Genomic DNA, 20,147 nt, shown 5'->3' with positions numbered 1-20,147 from the left:
GCTGGCAGATTGAGATCCTGTTCAAGACATGGAAGTCCCTGTTCCAGATCCACAAAGTGAAAAAGATGAAGATGGAACGATTTGAATGCCATTTATACGGAACATTGATATCCCTTTTGATTAGTTCCACAATCGCCTTTCAAGCAAGGGAGTATCTACTGAGAAAAAAGAAAAGAGAAACGAGTGAATACAAGTCCATTTCAATCATCATGGAGTTTATTCCAACGCTGTTTGAAGCGATAATCTTCAGTACGACTTCCATCCTAGATATTCTATACAGGATCTATTCCCAGATAGAGAAAAATGGAAAAAAAAGTCATAGGAAAAAGAAGCTGACTGTATTTGATATAATGAAAGTTTCCTATGAAAGGACAATCGGGATGGCTACCAAGGGATCAGCTTAATCCTATTACGTTTAAAAAAATTGAATGATAAGGCTTATTTGAGTATGCCTATTTTCAGGTTAAGCCCAAAAATATTAGCCCATTTCCCTTTACTTTCAAGTTAACTTGATGGATATGGGGTACGTCCCCACGCTTCCTCCATGCTTCCCTTTGAAATTCCTGTTATGCTTTCGGAGGTGTTCCTTCAGCGTTTGAAACAATTGCATCGATTTGGACTAAAGCATCTTTTGGTAAAGCTGATACGCCAACTGTTCTTCGTGCAGGAACACCGCCTGGGAAGAATGTTGTGTAAATTTCGTCTACCGCTTCAATATCAGCGATATTTTTAAGGTAGATATTTACTTTAACCACATCGTCCATAACGTGGTCGATACTTTCTACAATTGCCTTGATATTTTTTAAGCACTGTCCAGCCTGCTCTTTTACACCACCAGCTACCATTTCACCAGTTTTTGGATCCAAAGGTAATTGAGCTGAAAGGTGATTGTAATGAGAGAACGCTACAGTTTGTGTAGATAGAGAACTCTTGGGTGCATTTTCAGTGTTGTTTGCCCATATAACGATTCCATGCCTGTCTTCAACAGCTTGTGGAGGTGTACCATCGCCGTGTGACACCACTGCTTCAATTTGTACCAAAGCATCCATAGGTAAAGCTGAAGCTTCAACTGTTGTCCGTGCAGGAACATAGGCTGCGGCCCTGGCGATAGCCGAATCTGGGAAAAATGTTGAATAAACTTCGTCTACGGCTTCAATATCCGAGAGGTTTTTAAGGAAGATAGAAATTTTAACAATATCGTCAAAAGGAACGTCGATACTTTCTAAAATTGCCTTGATATTTTTTAAGCACTGTCCAGCCTGCTCTTTTACACCGCCAGCTACCAATCTACCCGTTTTTGGATCGATAGGTAATTGAGCTGAAAGATTATTGTAATGAGAGAAAGACACAGTTTGTGTAGATAAACAACTTGTTGGTGCATTTGCCGTGTTATTTGTAAGCTTAATGAGGTCGCCTGCTTGTGGTGCGTTTGGAATTGTACCTTCACCGTTTGAAACAAGTGCTTCAATTTGTACTAAAGCATCCATAGGTAAAGCTGCAACTGCGACTACCGTCCGTGTAGGAACATAGGTTGGGAAGAATGTTTTATAAACTTCGTCTATAGCGTCCATATCCTTGATATTCTTAACGAATACAGTGATTCTAACAATATCGCTCATCACATGATCGATGCTGTCTACAATTGCCTTGATATTTTTAAAGCACTGGTCAGCCTGCTCTTTTATACCACCAGCTACCAATTTACCAGTTTGGGGTTCGATAGGTAATTGAGCTGAAAGATTATTGTAATGAGAAAAAGCTACAGTTTGTGAATATGGACCGATATCGTTTGGAGCATTTTCCGTATTTCTTGCTAATACTGCGTTATAGTCGCTCATGATAGTATTCCCCTTTTAGATATATTTTCCACTCAAGTTTCGCCCCGAAAAAACCGGTCTAAACCATGGGCTCAACCGATGGTGTTCTTCACGTAGTTGAAAAAACAATTCTTACTAGACACAGACTTCGTTTTTGAGCAAGTGATATTTTGGTTTAACTCGCAGCCTAGTTATATCAAGGCTTTATTGCCTGATTTCTGCTGCGAAACTTCAGTTAGTAACCCCTCGAGTGGTTACTATGGGGCAATTATAGCAGGCATTCTTCGTGTTGACTACATGTCATTCAGGAAATAATTGACAAACCTTTTTACCATTGTTGTTTAAAATGAATATAGACAGATTTAGAATTAGTGACATAAAAACTTGGGGGATTTAGTTTGTTGGTAAGCATAGGGACGCGGTAAGCATAGGGATTACCCTATGCTTCCAAGGAAATTTTATCGTTGGCCTCACCGTTACTTTACAGCAGATCATCATGGTTACCTATCAAACTTGGCATATACTTTAAGCTGCAACCTCCGCTAGATTCCCAGGAACTTCCTATTTGTTTCAATCATCAACCCACTAAACAATAATTAATATTAAAAAGAAGCACAAGGTACGTCCCCATGCTTCCAAAAGAAATATCGGGGTCAGCGCATAATGGCAAATAAGAAAAGTGCCATTATGTGCTGACCCCATTTATCTAGTTATTTAGTTAATAATATATAGGTAGGACAGTATTGTGTAGTGAGTATTTATTTCTCACCAACTTCTTTAAGTAACTGGTTTATTATGCTTTTAGATATCCGAAATTTTTTCGAAACTAGCAATTCTATCAATGGTTTAATTTCATTTATCATTTCTTTTTGTTTTGCAAGTTTCAAAATACCGAGAAGACCTAATGGTTTCAGCATCAATGCTTCAGCAAAGTTTCTAGCTGACTTTTCATCAATAATAACAATACTAGCATCGATTTCCTTCGCACCGACGATAACCTCTAGCTCACCTTTATGCAAGCGTCCATAAGATTTTGCTACAAAATCTTGATCTTGTACTTTATGGATTTTAACAAGCCCTTTAGCAACAGCATTTCTTAACTCCTGTTTCCCTATTGCTTGTTCACTGCCCTCATTCACAATTTCATTATATACTTCTTCTGGTATATAAATATCAAACAGTTCCCATAGTAATTCAAGACGACCAATAATAGATAAACCAATAATCGGACTAGTATTACATATTGCTTTCATCTTCTTTTCCATCTTCTTTTAGGATAAATTCAATTGTTTCATCGTCTTGCTTTTTATGTTCATCTGTATATTCAGCCCAATGAATATTATGGTCAATTAAGATTTCAATAAAATCTGATAAGCTTTTTCCACAAAGCTCAGCTGCTCGTGCAAGTGTCAGTTTTCTTGCAGTAAATAAATACATAGCTAATGATAAATTAACATCTTCATCAATTGATTCCACATTTTTTCCTTTTAAAAAAGGCAAAAACTCAGGGTTAATTCCAACTTTTGCTTTTGATTCCTCCATTGCCAATGGGATCATCCCTCTCTGCAAATTCGTTATTTTAATTATAACATCTGAATGAAATAACAAGATACATTCATTTAGTGATTTAGCTCAACCAGAATGTAGTCAACTTCCCTTTAGCACACTAAGAGCTAGAAAAATGCAAATTCCATTCTTTGGAAGCATAGGGACCCTACGCTTCCAAAGAAATTTCATCGTTGGCCGCACCGTTACTTTACATCAGATTTTAATGGTTACCTATCAAACTTGGCATATACTTTTAGCTGCAACCTCCGCTAGATTTCCAGGAACTTCCTATTTGTTTCCCACATCATAAAAAATCATCAACCCACTAAACAATAATTAATATTAAAAAGAAGCACAAGGTACGTCCCCATGCTTCCCCTTTCAAACCGTCCCTTTGTTTCTTCATTTATCTTCAACCTTATTATTTTAAATATTCCAAAATAACTGATAAGATATTCATATTCATCTACTATTATAGAAAGAAGTTGAAAAAGGAATGAACAAAACACTAAAAGATGTTGAGTATTCAATTCTGGACTTGGTTCCTATTAATGAAGGAAGTGACGCAACACTTCTTTTAAACATTTGGCCGATTTAGCTCAACATGCAGAGAATTGGGGTTATAAAAGATATTGGTTAGCTGAGCATCACAATAAGCCGGGAATTGCAAGCTCTGCGACTTCTATTTTAATTGGCCATATCGCTACGAATACATCAAAAATTCGAGTGGGTTCAGGGGGAATTATGCTGCCTAATCATGCTCCACTCGTAGTAGCCGAACAATTCGGAACATTAGAAACGCTATTTCCTGGTCGAACCGACTTAGGTCTTGGCCGTGCTCCAGGAACGGACCAGCCTACGGCATCAGCTTTACGTCGTAACGTTAGAAGTGATGGACATGATTTTCCTGAACAAGTGGCAGAACTAAGAGCTTATTTTAGCCCTGTGACCAGAGAAGTGAATGCCATCCCTGGCAGAGGTCTTCAAATACCGACTTGGCTTCTTGGCTCAAGTGGCTATAGTGCTCAATTAGCTGCAGAACTTGGTCTCCCTTTTGCCTTTGCGAATCATTTTTCACCAGAAAATACATTGCCCGCTCTCTTACCTTATATCGAAATCGGTTTAAACCATCGCCTATCTTGCAAGAGCCGTATGTCATGATTGGTACCAATATTATTGCTGCCTATACGGATGAAGAAGCAGAAAAACGATCAACCTCCATGCTGCAACATCATCTTGGACTTATTCGTAATAAGCAAGTCCCGCTTCAACCTCCAGTTGATGATATCGATGCCCTATGCAGCGCTTATGAAAAAACAATTTTACAGCAAAAATTAGCAGGCTCCATCATTGGCAGCCGCGAGACCGTCAAAACAAAACTCGAAAAATTTGTGGAAGAAACACAAACAGATGAAATCATTATAAACAGCCAAATTTTTGACCATCAAGCTCGCTTACAATCCTACGAAATCGTAGCGGATATCATTCGAAACGCATAAATGAACAAAAAATGGGAGGATAAACTAAACTGGAATAAGGGAAGCATAGGGGAAGCATAGGGACGTACCCTACGCTTCCGGAATAACATGGAATAACAAGGGGACGGACCTTGTGCTCCTTTTGGAAGCACAAGATACGTCCCCATGCTTTTCCTTGATTTTTAAGAATTTGAAGACCTTCAAGTTATGAAGGTCTTACTTTATTTCTACCAAACGGACAGCCTTGTTCTTGTATCGTTTTCATTAGTAATATATTCAACATCTTCAAATCTACAATCTCGTGCGTTTTTGTAAAGGAGTTCAAGTTTGTCTTTATCCTTACAGTAGATGGTCGCATAACAACTGTCCACCACTAACAAAACAAGTTCACAATCACTTTTCGTAAATTCTTCATAAGTGTTGATTTCGGCAATCTTCCCTTTTGGATATGCCTGCAAATCAGCAAAAATAATATAATAGCTATTGTTTTCTAACAATTCTTTGAGTGCAATTCCTTCCATCACCTTTTTATCTTCGGGGAAAAGGTCTTCACTTAATTCATTATTCATTATCTTATATGACTCTCCACTACCGATTCGCCAACTGAAAGCAGTAATATCAATTGGCTTTAGTACGTCACCAAGAAAAGTCCCATATTCATTTGGCAGTTCAAAACTGATTCCTCGTTTCATAAAACACCACTCCCCGAAATTACTGAACTCAAGTCATAATCCGAAACTGTTGGAAAAGTTTATCGTTGATTCTTTTCGCTAATGTACTCATGAGTCTATCATGGTTCACCTTATAAAAGAACTTTTCTAAATCTATGTCTGCCACCCATCTATATTCAACTTTTATATATCCCTTTGCCTTCCTAACTAGCCTTGTATGTTCGTGTTCCTCGGACCGGAAGTTTGCCGCCTGCTTCCTTCAGATTCCGAGTCACCACGGACACCCTTGCGCTAAGCTAACCACTACTTCTTCCTTCATGGTTGGGAACTCTCACCCTAGAGATTACACCCATGCCGGGCGCACCAAAAAACAGCCAACTTCATTAAAGCTGACTGTTTATGTACTTCGCAAACAAATGAATATGGGTACCCTCACACAAAGTCAAAACTCTAGCTTTGAAAAAAGAGGCTAGACCTACTGGCATTTCTGGCTATTTCTTGAGGAAAGTTCCTGCAGTTATTCCACCGCCAATAACCATATCCGAAATGATGCAACACAGCTATTGAGTTTCCATTGAATTTTTAACACTACCTAGGGAGGATAGGCTATCTAATGACACAAATTGCTCCTTCCATATGTGAAGGTTAGACATCCCTAGCTTGAACCACTCGTTTGAGTGACTGAATTTGACCTAAGTGCGTCGCTTCATGTTCCGCCATCATGGCGGCAATTTCTCCAAAAGTCTCCAATCCCAGTGGGTTTGACAATTTTTCGGCAAAGGCTTCATCAGGAATATCCTGAATGCGGACAAGCTGCTCTTTTAATTCAGCAAAAAGAGTTTCTAATGATGGAACTCCTTCTGTCCATTCCCGCGGTTTTGATCCAGTGTCAAAAAAAGTGGCATATTCAGCAGGTAGCGTCCCTTTTCCTGGGAATAAATATAGTTCTCCTGTAGTTAGGATATGTCCTACTTGCCACTGAATATGGTTATTGAAACCATCTGGAATCACCTTAGCCGTCTCCGGGGAAACATCCTCTAGCGCTTTCATGATTCCTTCTCTTGTTCTAGCAAACTGCTGTTTAATAAGATTGACCATATCTTTCCCTCCTAACATAGTAACTAACATAAAATATAATTCGAATTATCAAAAGAGTCAAAAAAATAGCTCATGAGATAGAGAAGCTTGATTTGGAGTGGCGGGCATGAGCTTACTTTGGCAAGGCAAGCATTGTTTTTAATAAGCTGGAATAAAAGTCATGCCTGCTGAGGCTCGATATCAAGGAATTTAAATAGTCCACTAAAAATGGATAAAAGACAAAAAAACAAAAAAATTCTCAGTATATGCTAGATTAAAAAAGAAACGATAGCTGCTTATACACCTTGAATGACACCCAATCACCTGCATGGATGATCAAGTCAGCCGTCCTACAGTCTTTCAAAAGTGGTTCCGGCAGCTCTTTCCTTCTACCAGGAATATGCGTATCTGATGTGACGACAATTTTCAATGACGAACACTCCTTTTAAAACTTTCTGCTCTGCTTAGTGTTAACCGAATGAGAAAGACCATGCAGGGTATAGATGTTTTTAGACATGGGGTGAGTTCGATATAATATTCCGATGCTACTAAACCAACCGTTTTCATTTTCACTCTGAGTGCCTTTGGTTCACTTTAAATAACATATAAAAGCTAGCTATTCAAACAAGCTAGCTTTTGTATGTTATTTGGACTTATTTTAAACAATGAATCTTTTAGATATATGTAGGATTGAGGTATTTTCTAAATTCTCTTGGGAATAAAATTTATGTGCAAAATCAGAATCTAAAGTAGCAAAGTAATTCGCCCCATGTTGTTTCGCTACAGACAGATGGAGAGCATCCTTCACCTCTAATTGAAATTCTTGCATAAATTCTTGTGCTTTATAAAAAGTTTCCTCATCGGATGATACATGTTTAGCTCTAATACCGAAGAACTCATCTAAGCTACTGAATAAATTGTTAAAAATTTGCAACACATAATCGTAATAAATACTGAGAGAACCACGGTCCTGATAAGATTCTTTATATCTCTTAATAAGTTCTTTTACAGGGATAAAAACTTCTCTTGATTGGCGAAATTTTGCCAATTCACGTTGATCCACTAAGTTCACTAATTTCATTGCAACAGATTCGTCACCTAATATAGCTTGATCATGTGGCGAAAGCTCATCTTTCAGTACGAATTTGCGAAATGCTGTGTGAATAACGTTATAAATATGACCAATGAAAAGGTGTTGTACGACTTCCGAGAAAACATGATTACTAATTAATAAATGTTCAATTCTATCTTTTTGCATTTTCGTTAATACTCGTTCTACTAATTCTCCTTCCTCGTCACCATTTGCATCTAAGAAAGCCAATAAAAAACAAGCATCAACGTAAATAAATGCTTGTTCGAAAGAGACAGCGTCAAGATCTTCTAATCTTATTATTTTTTCTGACATTATTAGCCTCTTCTATATAATTGAACAAGAGAATGTCCAGGTGCAGTTTTTATTGCAAGCATTTTTCTTAATTCTGAAATGGATTGAGGTTTTTTAGTATTTGCTTGACTTTCTTGAACAATCTTAGGGAGCGTTTGAACAGTTGACATATCTATCACTCCAAACTTGTTTTTAATTCCATTATATCTATCCCTGGAAGTCTTGTCCATATCGAAATCACCTCGAAACATTTATTTTCAGAATATTTATTCTCTCCGAACTGGAAATAGAACTGCTTTTAATATTCCCCTATTTTTCCACAAATTATTTTTATCTTTTGGGAATTAACTCCGATGCTATGGGGTCCCCCACCCAATTAACGTATTAGTTGAGTGAGGGACTGACCCAATGTATCTGGATTAATAGATTTTGCTATTCTTCGGATGGGACAATCTGGTATAAAGCTAGACTCAAAGTAGCTCATATCCATGAAAAAATTGCTAATGCACGAAAAGATTACTTAGATAAAACCTCTACTAAGATTGTCTAGAACCACGACATAATCGGAATAGAAGATTTGTCAGTAAGTAATATGCTCAAAAATCACAACCTAGCAAAGGCAATTAGTGAAGCATCGTGGTCAAAATTCAAATCAATGCTTGAGTACAAAGCAAAATGGTACGGAAAACAAGTTGTAACAGTTGCGAAGAATTTTCCCTCTAGCCAGCTTTGCTCAATTTGTGGATATCAAAATAAAGACGTTAAAAATCTCGCATTGCGTGAATGGAGTTGCCCCAATTGTGGCAGCACTCACCAAAGGGATATTAACGCAGGATTAAATCTGAAGAATGAAGCTATAAGACTTCTAACCGCAGGAACTGTGGGGTTCGCCTAATCAATTAGAAGCCAATAGGTTTCTGTACTTAGGAATCTCGTGGCTTTAGCCATGAGAGTGTTCAATATTAAGTTCATCTTGTAAATGATTAGCAGTATTCCACATTTGGAGAAATTCATTAATAAAACTATTTAACATATCCCTATTATTTGAACATATTATATTCTCCCAATTTCGATTCATAGCTCGCACTGTAAAATTAAATGAACCTGTACATACTTCATTATCATCCAATCTCCATGTTATGATAGTGAGGGAACTAAAACTTGTCAGCAAAAGTGGAAAACTAGTCTCCAAACCGCAAATCATCAGATATATGAAAAGAGGGAGGAATCGTAAGGTGATTATTCATCCAATCAAAGCCTATTCTGATAATTACATATGGTGCATTCAAGAAGAAACAGAAGCAGTTGTCGTTGATCCGGGAAAAGCGAAAGTTGTCCTTGATTACCTCGAAGAAAAGCAGCTTCATTTGGCGGCCATTCTTTTAACACATAAGCATGAAGATCATACCGGCGGGGTACGGGAGATTGTAGCGAGACATCCGGAAAGTCCTGTTTATGGACCGAAAGAAACAGAGGCCTTGGCGAACCGTGTTGTAGAGGAAGGGGACTCCTTTAACTTGTTGGGCCAAACTTTTCATGTCTCCGAAACGAGAGGTCATACGCATGGCCATATCAGTTTTTTAATGGGAGATGCTCTCTTTTGCGGGGATGCCTTGTTTTCAGCAGGATGCGGTCGGGTTTTTACCGGCGATTACGAAGCTCAATATGAAACCTTGCAGAAATTTAAGCGCTTGGATGATAATATAAATGTTTATCCCGGTCACGAGTATACCGAAATTAATTTACGTTTTGCATACGACATGCGGCCGGATAATAAAAAAATTTCCAAAGCATTGGAAGAAGTCCGGGAATTGCGTGCAAACGGACAGCCAACACTCCCGACAACGATTGGCAGGGAGAAAGAAATTAACCTCTTTCTGCAAGGAGAAACATTGGAGAACTTTATCGAATTGCGCAACGCCCGTGATGACTTCTAGCGGGATTCGAGTCGGAGTGTAGAAACAGAGTTCAAAACAATTACTGGGTTGCTTTTTGCCTAATGATAAATAGCGAAAATGGAAAAGACAAGAATTTCAAAAAAGTTACAGCACCTTCCTGGAAGAAATCGAATCGAAGTAAAAGCAGACGACACACCAATCATTCACTATCGGTTTGCGCCCCCTAATATTGCATAGAGGCAAGAAGTTTAAGCTTTCTTGCCTCATTTTTTCATTTAAAATGATCTGCGCCACAGACTCCACATGTGGAAACATATCCACCGGCTGCACTTCGACCGTCTGATAGCTTCCATCCTCTAAGATCCGTAAAATGAGGTCAGTCCCCCACCGATTTAACGCTTAACTACGGCGGGGGACTGACCCCATGGCCCGCGCTCTAGCCCTTTTAAAAAGGACAAAAACTCAGGGTTAATTCCAACTTTTGCTTTTGATTCCACCATTGCCAATGGGAATCATCCCTCTCTGCTAATTCGTTATTTTAATTATAACATCTGAATGAAATAACAGAATACATTCATTTAGTGATTTAGCTCAACCAGAATGTAGTCAACTTCCCTTTAGCACACTAAGAGCTAGAAAAATGTAAAGCTCAACGGAGATATTATAAACTTTGTATAAAGTTTTCTGACTCATCAGCTATTCGTTTAAATTTAATATTATGGATATAGTGAGAGCTGTCTAATTCAATTAGTTTACTGTTCCTTTGGTCATTGACAAAATCCTTTTGAAATACTACCCACGTTTGTTTATCCCATCCTGTTCCCTGACCATTTGATGAAAACAACAGAATAGGAATATTTGGAAGCTCGTTTTTTGCAACCTTTCTTGCATTTTCTTTAATATGATTAACTTCATAGATCATATTTTTAGTTGATGTTCTGCGGAAAAAAATCACTTTATATAACGCTTTCTCTTCATCTGTCAAATTTCCATATTTTATTGCATCGCTTTCTGTTACATTCGGAATCCACCTTATTAAGCCAGTATTTGCGGCAAATTGACCTAATCGTATAAGGGGCATATTTATATCCATATTTTCATATGCAATTGGAACGGCCATATCCAAACCGACGATTGCTTTTACTTCATTCGGATAACTCTGAGCCCAATACAATGCTTCAATGCCTGACATCGAATGAGGGAATAAAATATATGGTCCTTCAACTTCTGCTTGTAAAAGAGCATTCCTTGTTTCAAATAGGATTGTATCAATTTCCCGTTTAGAATCCGTAACCTCACTAAATCCATAACCTGCCTTTTCAACGACAACAATTTTGTATTTGTCGCTTAATAAAGAATAGAGTGATTTAAAATCTAAAACAGGTGAGCTTGTACCACCACCTGACATAAAAACAAGTGTTTCTTCTCCATTCCCTTCTATATAAACATGCATTTGATGGCCATTTACTTCAACAAGTTGTCCAAAAGGGTTAAATTGTTTATCTTCTTTTGAAAGTTGTATTTGATGGTTAATATAGCTGGCAAATATGATAAATGTAAAAATCCCAATAATAATCGAAACGATTATAGCTAACCGTGTAAACAATCTCACATGCTTACCCCCAAAATAAAGGAATTTATCTATAATATCTATTATATAATCGAACAATAAACAGTTACCGTCGCAGATTTCTCCAAGCTGTTCCCCCAATAATCCCTCATTTTCCACCCTACTTCAAAATATCAATACAATCTAGTTCACGGTTATGAAATCTAGACAACATTGTTTCTGGCTTTAATCCCTTGTCACGTTCAAGCTCGGTAAAAAGGTAGGGAATTAAAAGAAAGTACTTTGCCCTAGTTTGGAGCGTAAATGTTCCTGGAAAGAAGACATTCGCAAACGCATCACGGACAATCCCAATTCCCAACTTATCGATTGCCCCTGGTTCAGAAAGAAGACTAATCACACTTAACATTTTTTTCGTTGTTCTTTTGAAAAATCAATCCAGCCGAATTGCAAACCAGTAATTTTTTCCCTTTCTTGTCATAGTTTAGTTAGCCAAATACCTTTCCGGTCCTTTAAATACTTCACGCACATGCCAATTTAAATAAGAATCATTAGGATAGTATATATCCTCTATCGGTTTTCTAATAATTTGTCCATGGAATTTTAGTAACCACTCATTTAAGCCATGTGTCCCATGCGCTTCCTGGGATACAATCATTTTTCTTTCGTTCGATAAAGTAAAAACTCCTCTATTAAAAAGCTTATGGTGCAGTGCACAAAGAGCGACTCCATTTTCTTCAATATCCGGACCACCTGCTTGATGCCATTTAATATGGGCAGCCTCTATTCCTACTAAGGAATGGCCTAAGCGAACATTAAATCCACAAATCGCACAACTATATACATATGCTCTTAAAATTTTATCCCTAAATAATGGATCACGCGCTTTACGTTTAGTTACTGTTAAATCGAGACCTACTGCCTCTAGAATATCTTCATGAAAAGTTTCAGGAAAATGTTGGTCTAAAATGAATTGTGCAATCTCATTTATTAAATAAGGATTTGAGGATAGCAGCTTATCAGTGAAACTTCAATCAGAGGGGGGGTTCTCATCCCCCACTGATTGTTAGTTGAACCAATCGGGCGTTTACTGGCTGTTGATCCCACAATTACAATTTTTATTACTTTCGAATTCTTGAAGTGGGGGTCTTACAGCCGGTTAACCTGCGATAAACTTCTAGAGTAAATCCACCAGCCACGTTATGAGTAAATAATTCCTTATTATTTAGAGCTTTGTAGTTAACATTTGAATCCAGTTCCCATATTCCATCCCTTATTAAACGGACAAATGGTTCTGCAGGGCGATAGTTTTTTCTAGTCGGACCACATTCTATAAGTAAAGTAGTTAATTTCACTCTTACAATCTCATACGGTAATAATCTCAAATTTTTCGCTTGTAACTGACCTAACGCAAACAAAATCAATAGCGGTTTATGAGGAGCGCGTTCATCTCGCTTTTTCCATATCGTTAAGTTATTGATTTTTTCTTTTAATTCATGAACATCCATATTTATTCACCACATTTGTAATTTACAGTACCGAGTAAATACTATAATTAAAATAGACCTAGGTAAATTATACCATCTATTTTTCTTTACAAGGATATTTTTGCAAAAAGGCCACCTAGGTAATACATTTATGCTTATTTATCCTTACAATATTAAGCACAGTCTCGATGAATTCTAATCTTCTGAAATGTCTTCCAAAAGCGGGGATATGTTTTATGAATAAAGCTTGCAGTTCAGCTTTTTTTTGGGGTTATATGGAGTTATTTTACGGAGGAGTTTCATCGAAGTTGACACGATTTAGGCATGAAAAAGAGGACAAATATTTTTGCCCTCTTTTCACACTGCTTCATATTCACCGGTTTCTGCATTCGCAATAAAGCCATAAACGGATACCGATTTCGGCATAAATGGATGCTGATGAATTAAGTTGATATTCTTTTTTATTCTGATCTTTTCATCAGTAGACCCTATTAACCAATTAAATACATCATTACCGACAACATCAATATATTCAATCGTATCTATCACTCCTTCGGCAACTCCCATTTCCTTAAACTTTGCCAGTAGCTCATCGCGCTGTACCAATTGTCTTTCGGTGCTTCTTTCATCAATAATATAAATTTCTTCTACATTTTCGAAATAAACAGCCCTAATCATATTTCGGATCAAACAGCCGTACGGTTGTGAAATCTCTGTCTCATAACTATTCAAAACCATTAACTCTTCTGCTTTTCTATTCGTAATGTTAGAAAATAACGGATGTAATTTATTATTTATTCCTGTTAGGATCAAAGCTTTTTTCGTCATAAGACTTCCTCCTCTTAAATGATCCATTTAGCAATTTCATAGTATAAAGGTATTCCAAAGATCAAATTGAATGGAAACGTAACTCCTAATGATAAACCTAAATAAATCGATGGATTTGCTCCTGGTACAGACGTTTTTAATGCCGCTGGTGCTGCTATATATGAAGCACTTCCCGCTAATACTCCCATTAACGTAGCTCCGCCAAGAGATAAGCCGACAAGACTTCCAGTTACAACACCAATACTTCCAAACAAGATTGGAGTGAATAGGCCGAAGAGCAGTAATTTAATGCCATGTTTCTTTACTTCTGGTAACCTCTTGCCAGCAATCAACCCCATATTCAGTAAAAATAGAATTAACACACTGCTATATAAATCCATAAACAATGGTTTAACCATTGGTACGGCCCGTTCTCCAACTGCCAATCCAATCACTAAACTTCCTAACAGCAGCAAGATGCTTTTTCCAAATAAACTTTCTTTTATTACTTCCTTATCAATTAATCTGCTTGCTGCCGGCATTATTCCTATGCTTTGTGAAGAAACTTGGAGGGCATCACTGTTTTTCTCAATAATCTTTAATAATACAATAGAAACTAGAATGGCTGGGCTCTCCATAAGAACGACCATTGCATTCATAAACCCTTCGTAACTAGTTCCGCTTTTATTTAGAAACGCGATCGCTGCTCCATATGTGACAATACTGACGGATCCATAAGTGGCTGCAAGGCCGATTGAATTTTCCAAGTCCAGTTTCATTAATTTCGTGATGAAAATCGTAATAAATGGAATGATTGTTCCTAATAATAACGTACCTATAATGGGTCCAAGAACAGCATCCAATGAGTAATACGAAAGCTCGATTCCCCCTTTTATCCCAATTGCAATCAACAAATAAATGCTTAATGCTTCACTTAATCCGGTTGGAAACTTTAAATCAGATTTCACTAAAGCTGCAATAATCCCTAATATGAAAAACAATACAACAGGCGATAATAAGTTTTCTAACATAATCTCAAACATAGTAACCTCCTATATCCATGCATTAAAAAAACCGACAATTTCAGAATCAATGGCATGCATTGGTTCTGAAAAATTGTCGGTTTATTTTCAACTAACTTTATTTGTTATTTGAAAATCTCCCTTTTACTATTCATTAATGTTTACTTTTTATAGTGCTGCTCCAAATCATTCTCCAATTTAAAGATCATGATTCGTTCCCCCGTTTTTGTACTAATGTCGGTATGGAAATTTTTCACTTCTTCACCAGTTATCTTTAAAATAATTTCCTTTAGTCCTTCTAATCCAGACTCAACCAACTCAGACCGGGTTCTTTTAATCGTTAATTTTCCCTCTTTTGTATTACATAATGTATATTCGGCAGGAGATAATACGCCATGTAATGATACAATAATCATATCCCGCAGTATATCGGTCTTTACTGATACCGATCCACGTCCGAGAAAGTCTTTCTCCCACTGTGTCAGTGCTTTGCTTATTTCAGCTTCAACAAACCCTTTTGACTTATTCACAGAATTCCCCTCCACCTAACAAAAAATCGGTATATTTCCTTCTAGTTGCCTAGGCAAGAAATACACCGATTTATCATATTCTTCCTTCTAATAAATAAGATGGCTTTTTCATACAGTCAATATTCAGCGATTAACAATATGCTAAAGCCTTTATTTATATTAGAAGTCAAAATAAAAATCTCTCGAATGTTTAGCTGTTTAATACTTTATCCCGAACATTCAAATTTGTCAACATATATATTTCAAATATTTAAAAACTTCTTTTCTGCTCTATTTGCAAAGTTGCCGTTTCTGTATTTAGTATCAAAATTTGTAAGTAAAGCCTGATAGACACAGAAGAATTCTAAAAAAATATTCATATAAAGAAAAATAATCTATGAAACAAGAAAATCCGTGTTGTCACTATCACGTCAAGGAAGCACAGAGTACGTCCCACGCTTCCCCTTTTCATTATCCCTTATATGCTTTCTGTAATTCCGCAAGATCAAATTTCTTCATTTTAAGAAATGCTTTTGTTACGCGCGCAAGTTGCTCCGGTGTGCCTTTACTCATCATCTCGTCCATCTCACTTGGTACAATCTGCCAGGATACGCCAAACTTATCTTTCAGCCAGCCGCATTGCTCAGCTTCAGGAACCGCAGAAAGACACTCCCAATAGTAATCAATCTCTTTTTGTGTGTCGCAGTTGACCATAAAAGAGAAGGCCTCGTTAAAAAGAAATGAATGGTCATGAGCGCTGTCCATTGCAACAAACCACTGATTTTCCAATTTAAAATCAGAGAACATAATCGTTCCTTCTTTGTCAGGTTCCATGTCTTTAGGGTAGCGAGCGAGATGTCCCTGCTTTGCGTTCTTAAAGACGGATAAATAATAATTCATCGCCTCTTCCGCATTGCCGCATTGATCTCCGACAAACAATAGGGACGGAACAATGGCTGGCCGCTCTTCACCATCTGGATTGGTAAGGATTAACTGCCAGGACAAACCATACTTATCCTGAATCCAGCCATATCGCTCACTGAACGGGTACTGATCAAGCGGCATTAACACAGTGCCACCCTCTGACAATTTGTTCCAAACCTCATTTATTTTATCACTCGCATCATTTTCCCGCGATGGGTCAAAATTGACGATAAAAGACACGGACGGATTGAGCTTGAAGTATGGACCTGCGCTGATAGCCATGAACTTCTGACCCCATAGCTCAAAAGAAACCATATCAGAGTCGCCTGATGGTGTGTCGTGAATGGTTGTTATATTCGTAATTCTTGAGTCTGGAAAAATGGAAGCGTAAAACTCGACTGCTTCTATTGCCTCTTTGTCGAACCAAAGATGCGGAACAATTTTTTGACTTGTTTTTGACATCAGTATCCTCCTAATTTTTCCGTTATTTTTCCTCAATAGGTTTTAGATTTTCTTCAATTTCAGCACGATGGTCTTCTAAAAACGGTGACAAATCGAATATTTCTCCCAGTATTTCGATGCCTCCATCAATGATTTACTGTAATTGATAAAAACTGATATAACAATCCAATTCTCAGCTGAGCTTTGTGGAAAACGCTTATCAGAATTCAAAATGGGGTCAGTCCCCCACCGATTTAACCCTTAACTACGGCGGGGGAATGACCCCATAGCCCCAAAGTTTAAGGAAACCTCTACTATTCGGGGTTTCCTGCCATTACTGATGTTGTATTTTGTACTTACTTGCTCGAAAAGCCTTTACTGACTACTGTTTCCTTATCCAAATCAACAAAAACCGTAAGTCTTCCAGAAGAATCAGTCTCGGTATTATTAAATGTAACTGCATAAACTTGGTCTTTGTCATAATTCTTGTCAATAAAAGATTTATTTTCATCATTAACTTTTACTTTTTCCACAATTGAATCTTTCGGACTTGCAGGAATTAAATCTTTTTCTTCATCTGTAAGACTATTGAATGCAATCAATTCAATCGGCACACTATCCTTTGGTTGTATTAAATTACAACCCATTAGAGTCGTAGATAAAACAATCAATATTGAAATCAAGATTAACTTTCTCAAAAACACCCACCTCCTTTGATATTTGACGAATATACTTGATGTTTTGCTTCTTTATAGGCTTTTCCTGTTCGATAGCTTAAAAAAAGAATTACACTTTGAATTTTGATAGCCTCAAACTATCATATGTGTCCGTCATTTCAAATACAAATGATGATAATAGAAATTCTTTAATGTGCTGTTTAGTGCTTTCGTTACTACGACTATCAACAAAAAAAACCAAGCAAGGTAATTGTCGAGATACTTTGTAGCCACGCCTTTAAAAGGGTCTATCCATTGTTTTAGACGGGAATGGAGACCGTTGACATTTTGGATGTGATATTAGCTCTTAATAACGTGTTTGCCACCGTCTGATTTAATACGGTAATGCTCTAAACCTTTTTCTTTTGCATAGGTTTTGTAAGCCCTCCAAGCATCGGTTACAATCACGTTTTCTTTGGATAGTTTAGAACCAATCAAGGCATCGGCTTTCGGTTTTACAATACGCCCCATACAGGCAACTTTGGATACTGTTGCTTTTGTTCGGTCTCTGGCAACGAGAACACAAACCTGTTCGTGGCTGATTCCTCTGTGTTTGGATTTTCCTCCACGTTTACGAGGTTTACGGTCACGGGGAAGCATAGGGACGTACCCTACGCTTCCAAGGAAATTTCATCGTCGGCCTCACCGTTACTTAATAGCAGATTATAATAGTTACCTATCAAACTTGGCATATACTTTAAGCTGCAATCTCCGCTAGATTTCCAGGAACCTCCTATTTGTTTCCCACATGATAAAAAACCATAAACCCACTAAACTATAATTAATATTAAGAAGAAGCATAAGGTACGTCCGAGACTGGTGAAAAAGTCCAAATTTTATTAAATGAGAAAAGAAGATAGAAAAACGAGGCTCTAGAATCGCTTCTAAGGCGCGTTACTTACAGAGGGAGACATTTTGGTACCCCCTGATTAAGTTGATTTTTATGTACTCCCTACTTTTTCACTGGTCTCGGTACGTCCCCCTGCTTCCCCGACTAGCAACATATTTTGATTTTCTCATCACAATTGCTCCCCTCTTTGTTTAAAGATTTCTTCTGCATAAACAACCATTTCTCTTCTTCGCTTCACCTCAAGTTTAAAAGATTAAGCCACGATTAAACTTGATTTTAAACGAAAATAAAACGTTAGATTATTCTGAATTATTCTAAATGTTGTAGAGTCCATTAAGTTGCGTTAACCTAAATATTGTAAACTAGTTTTTCATAAAATATTACTAAAATCGGGTGATGACGTGAAAGTAAAAAAATTAGAAGAAGTTAACGACTATGTTTCAGTAAAACTTTGTGAGTTTCAAGGGACATCCTTTAATGATATTGCATATAAAGTTGGAATTAATCCTCATCTTATTGTTTCCTCAAAATTGTCAACAGTGAACTTAGTAAGGCAAATGTTTGAGTATGTTGGATTAAATCAGATAGAGTTAGAAACAGAGTTTAGCCCACTGAAATTCTCACTAAAAACTGTTCGTCTTAAAGAAAATGGAGTTCCAAAGGAGTCTATGTCGTTTGAACAGGTTAACTTCATGACTCTTGTGGATGAGCAGTGGGAATGTAGCCCGTTATATAAGAAATTTAATGAGACAGTGTTTTTGTTTATCGTTTTCCAATCGGAAAAGATCGGCTCAAATGAGATTTTATTTTTCAAAGGAACAAAAGTTTGGGAAATGCCTCCGGATATTTTAAATGGGAAATTGAAAGCAATGTGGTCAAAAACCAAAGCAATTGTAGAGTGTGGAGTAGAATTTACTCCAAAACCCTCTGGAAAAAAACGACTTGGCAAAATAATTTACCAGGCTTAAAAGAAAATCCGGTTGCCCATATACGTCCGAAGGCAAAGGATGGCAATGACAAAGTAGAACTCCCAGATGGACAATTAATCACTAAACAAGCTTATTGGCTTAACGCCAAATATATTGGAGAAATCTTAAATGATTTACCAGCCGTTTCTCGTCAATACATTTCAGAGAACCATGGTAATTATTTTTCGAACGGACAGATTGAAAAGCTACGGAACGTCATAAATAATCCAATCTATACTGTGGAAGATTTTCGGTCGATAGCTGATGAATGTTTAGGTGGGTTCACACTCCAGGAGATTAACAAGACTTTATTAGAAGCAATTGGTTATAAAATAGATTCTCATTTTATTTTAGACAATCAGTTTAACGATGCAAATGACTACTTTGAAAAGAAAATTTTTCAACATGATTATTTTCAAGTACCTAATAACAATGTTTACCAGGAACCATTTGTAAAAAGGAAAATTGAAAATCTTGAAAACGCTTTTCGAATCGTAAAAATAGAAGGTAATATGTATATTACCGATACCTGTTTGAAGAAAGCTAACGTTCAAAAGGATCTTTTCCTTTCCTATAAAAATGCAGTTGAGCAATTTATTGATGGAAATGTATTCTTTACCTTATCGTCTATTAAAAAGAAAGGTTTTGAGCATCGACTAGAGGAATTTGGTTTTGAAAATTTATTTTACGAGAGTATTTTAAAGCGTCCGGGTAGGTTGAAGTATTTAAATTTACAGAATCAGATGTTGTTTCGTAAGACCCCATTTGCTGTTACGAATACGGATTTATTGGCCGAAATATTTGAGAATCAGGATTTTATGAGTTTAGACGATGTTCTCTATGAATTGAAATCTAGATGGGATATCCAAATTTCATTTGATTCTGCTGTTTTACTTGCCAAGTCAACAGATTTTTATTACTCAGAGGAGCTAGAGAAGGTCTTCGAAAATAAGGATTTATATTACCAATATGTTTTTCATTAA

At 37.0% G+C, this 20,147-nt stretch carries 19 protein-coding genes and 8 pseudogenes; 6 read left to right on the top strand and 21 right to left on the bottom strand.

What is annotated here, in order from left to right; translation table 11 throughout:
• Positions 1-204: pseudogene (locus GNT69_RS26355) on the top strand (transposase); the annotation flags it as partial.
• Positions 205-566: 362 nt separating this feature from the next.
• Here GNT69_RS26355 and GNT69_RS23200 read toward each other — a convergent pair.
• The 3 genes from GNT69_RS23200 to GNT69_RS23190 all read right to left on the bottom strand — a co-directional run bounded on the left by GNT69_RS23200 (position 567) and on the right by GNT69_RS23190 (position 3,359).
• On the bottom strand, positions 567-1,838 hold the full coding sequence (locus GNT69_RS23200) for a RidA family protein (protein WP_203557366.1): 1,272 nt from the start codon (positions 1,836-1,838) through the stop codon (positions 567-569).
• 737 nt (positions 1,839-2,575) lie between these two features.
• Positions 2,576-3,070, bottom strand: a complete 495-nt coding sequence (locus tag GNT69_RS23195; protein ID WP_203557365.1) for a PIN domain-containing protein — start codon at positions 3,068-3,070, stop codon at positions 2,576-2,578.
• Complete coding sequence (locus GNT69_RS23190) at positions 3,054-3,359, bottom strand: UPF0175 family protein (RefSeq protein WP_239094435.1); 306 nt, start codon at positions 3,357-3,359, stop codon at positions 3,054-3,056. Before GNT69_RS23190 ends, GNT69_RS23195 begins: the two co-directional genes overlap by 17 nt.
• Positions 3,360-3,861: 502 nt before the next feature.
• On the opposite strand from GNT69_RS23190, the pseudogene GNT69_RS23185 reads away from it, so the two are divergent.
• Positions 3,862-4,864 (top strand): annotated as a pseudogene (locus GNT69_RS23185) (LLM class flavin-dependent oxidoreductase).
• 206 nt (positions 4,865-5,070) lie between these two features.
• On the opposite strand, the gene GNT69_RS23180 reads toward GNT69_RS23185, so the two are convergent.
• From GNT69_RS23180 to GNT69_RS23160, 6 genes and pseudogenes are all read right to left on the bottom strand, one after another.
• Complete coding sequence (locus tag GNT69_RS23180) at positions 5,071-5,535, bottom strand: DUF2691 family protein (RefSeq protein WP_203557363.1); 465 nt, start codon at positions 5,533-5,535, stop codon at positions 5,071-5,073.
• Between the two features lie 58 nt (positions 5,536-5,593).
• Positions 5,594-5,725: pseudogene (locus tag GNT69_RS25765) on the bottom strand (group II intron reverse transcriptase/maturase); the annotation flags it as partial.
• Positions 5,726-6,159: 434 nt separating this feature from the next.
• Positions 6,160-6,612 carry a DinB family protein gene (locus GNT69_RS23175; RefSeq protein ID WP_203557362.1) on the bottom strand — a complete coding sequence of 151 codons (453 nt, stop codon included), beginning with the start codon at positions 6,610-6,612 and terminating at the stop codon, positions 6,160-6,162.
• 253 nt (positions 6,613-6,865) lie between these two features.
• Positions 6,866-7,021, bottom strand: coding sequence for a metallophosphoesterase family protein (locus tag GNT69_RS23170; protein ID WP_203557361.1), 156 nt, complete (start codon positions 7,019-7,021; stop codon positions 6,866-6,868).
• 228 nt (positions 7,022-7,249) lie between these two features.
• On the bottom strand, positions 7,250-7,996 hold the full coding sequence (locus GNT69_RS25760) for a type II toxin-antitoxin system VapC family toxin (RefSeq protein ID WP_239094429.1): 747 nt from the start codon (positions 7,994-7,996) through the stop codon (positions 7,250-7,252).
• A 2-nt stretch (positions 7,997-7,998) separates the two neighbouring features.
• Positions 7,999-8,205 carry a hypothetical protein gene (locus GNT69_RS23160; protein ID WP_203557360.1) on the bottom strand — a complete coding sequence of 69 codons (207 nt, stop codon included), beginning with the start codon at positions 8,203-8,205 and terminating at the stop codon, positions 7,999-8,001.
• Positions 8,206-8,429: 224 nt separating this feature from the next.
• On the opposite strand from GNT69_RS23160, the pseudogene GNT69_RS23155 reads away from it, so the two are divergent.
• Positions 8,430-8,870, top strand: a pseudogene (locus GNT69_RS23155) (RNA-guided endonuclease TnpB family protein); the annotation flags it as partial.
• Positions 8,871-8,915: 45 nt separating this feature from the next.
• Here GNT69_RS23155 and GNT69_RS26350 read toward each other — a convergent pair.
• Complete coding sequence (locus tag GNT69_RS26350) at positions 8,916-9,179, bottom strand: phospholipase D-like domain-containing protein (protein WP_481747703.1); 264 nt, start codon at positions 9,177-9,179, stop codon at positions 8,916-8,918.
• Positions 9,180-9,210: 31 nt separating this feature from the next.
• Here GNT69_RS26350 and gloB point away from each other — a divergent pair, with 31 nt between their 5' ends.
• Positions 9,211-9,912 (top strand): hydroxyacylglutathione hydrolase, encoded by a 702-nt coding sequence (gloB, locus tag GNT69_RS23145; RefSeq protein ID WP_203557358.1) that lies wholly within the window; start codon positions 9,211-9,213, stop codon positions 9,910-9,912.
• Between the two features lie 234 nt (positions 9,913-10,146).
• On the opposite strand, the pseudogene GNT69_RS26345 reads toward gloB, so the two are convergent.
• From GNT69_RS26345 to GNT69_RS23090, 11 genes and pseudogenes are all read right to left on the bottom strand, one after another.
• Positions 10,147-10,242: pseudogene (locus GNT69_RS26345) on the bottom strand (hypothetical protein); the annotation flags it as partial.
• A gap of 292 nt (positions 10,243-10,534) precedes the next feature.
• Positions 10,535-11,485 (bottom strand): alpha/beta fold hydrolase, encoded by a 951-nt coding sequence (locus GNT69_RS23140; protein ID WP_343206551.1) that lies wholly within the window; start codon positions 11,483-11,485, stop codon positions 10,535-10,537.
• A gap of 118 nt (positions 11,486-11,603) precedes the next feature.
• A complete protein-coding gene (locus GNT69_RS23135; RefSeq protein ID WP_203557357.1) occupies positions 11,604-11,849 on the bottom strand; it encodes a DUF6361 family protein in 246 nt (81 codons plus the stop codon).
• Positions 11,850-11,924: 75 nt separating this feature from the next.
• A pseudogene (locus GNT69_RS26340) lies at positions 11,925-12,948 on the bottom strand (phosphorothioated DNA-binding restriction endonuclease).
• Between the two features lie 336 nt (positions 12,949-13,284).
• A complete protein-coding gene (locus tag GNT69_RS23120; RefSeq protein ID WP_203557355.1) occupies positions 13,285-13,755 on the bottom strand; it encodes a carbonic anhydrase in 471 nt (156 codons plus the stop codon).
• A 14-nt stretch (positions 13,756-13,769) separates the two neighbouring features.
• Positions 13,770-14,777 (bottom strand): sodium-dependent bicarbonate transport family permease, encoded by a 1,008-nt coding sequence (locus GNT69_RS23115; protein WP_203557354.1) that lies wholly within the window; start codon positions 14,775-14,777, stop codon positions 13,770-13,772.
• A 140-nt stretch (positions 14,778-14,917) separates the two neighbouring features.
• Positions 14,918-15,286 (bottom strand): Na-translocating system protein MpsC family protein, encoded by a 369-nt coding sequence (locus GNT69_RS23110; RefSeq protein ID WP_203557353.1) that lies wholly within the window; start codon positions 15,284-15,286, stop codon positions 14,918-14,920.
• A 450-nt stretch (positions 15,287-15,736) separates the two neighbouring features.
• Positions 15,737-16,651 (bottom strand): VOC family protein, encoded by a 915-nt coding sequence (locus tag GNT69_RS23105; RefSeq protein WP_203557352.1) that lies wholly within the window; start codon positions 16,649-16,651, stop codon positions 15,737-15,739.
• Positions 16,652-16,673: 22 nt separating this feature from the next.
• Positions 16,674-16,781 (bottom strand): annotated as a pseudogene (locus tag GNT69_RS23100) (ring-cleaving dioxygenase); the annotation flags it as partial.
• A gap of 205 nt (positions 16,782-16,986) precedes the next feature.
• Entirely contained in the window at positions 16,987-17,334 is a 348-nt protein-coding gene (locus tag GNT69_RS23095) for a hypothetical protein (RefSeq protein ID WP_343206550.1), read from the bottom strand.
• Between the two features lie 82 nt (positions 17,335-17,416).
• A pseudogene (locus GNT69_RS23090) lies at positions 17,417-17,934 on the bottom strand (IS1595 family transposase); the annotation flags it as partial.
• A 663-nt stretch (positions 17,935-18,597) separates the two neighbouring features.
• On the opposite strand from GNT69_RS23090, the gene GNT69_RS23085 reads away from it, so the two are divergent.
• The gene (locus tag GNT69_RS23085; protein ID WP_203557350.1) at positions 18,598-19,164 is read left to right on the top strand and encodes a MutH/Sau3AI family endonuclease; all 567 of its coding nucleotides are present in this window, start codon (positions 18,598-18,600) and stop codon (positions 19,162-19,164) included.
• Positions 19,095-20,147: a PDDEXK family nuclease gene (locus GNT69_RS23080; protein ID WP_203557349.1), complete on the top strand. Its 1,053-nt coding sequence runs from the start codon at positions 19,095-19,097 to the stop codon at positions 20,145-20,147. The genes GNT69_RS23085 and GNT69_RS23080 overlap by 70 nt, the downstream gene beginning before the upstream one ends.

Origin of the sequence: Bacillus sp. B15-48 (assembly GCF_016879755.1) — a bacterium.
GTDB lineage: Bacteria > Bacillota > Bacilli > Bacillales > Cytobacillaceae > Mesobacillus_B.
Note: the sequence above shows the minus strand (reverse complement) of the source record. Positions and strands in the feature narration are given on the sequence as shown.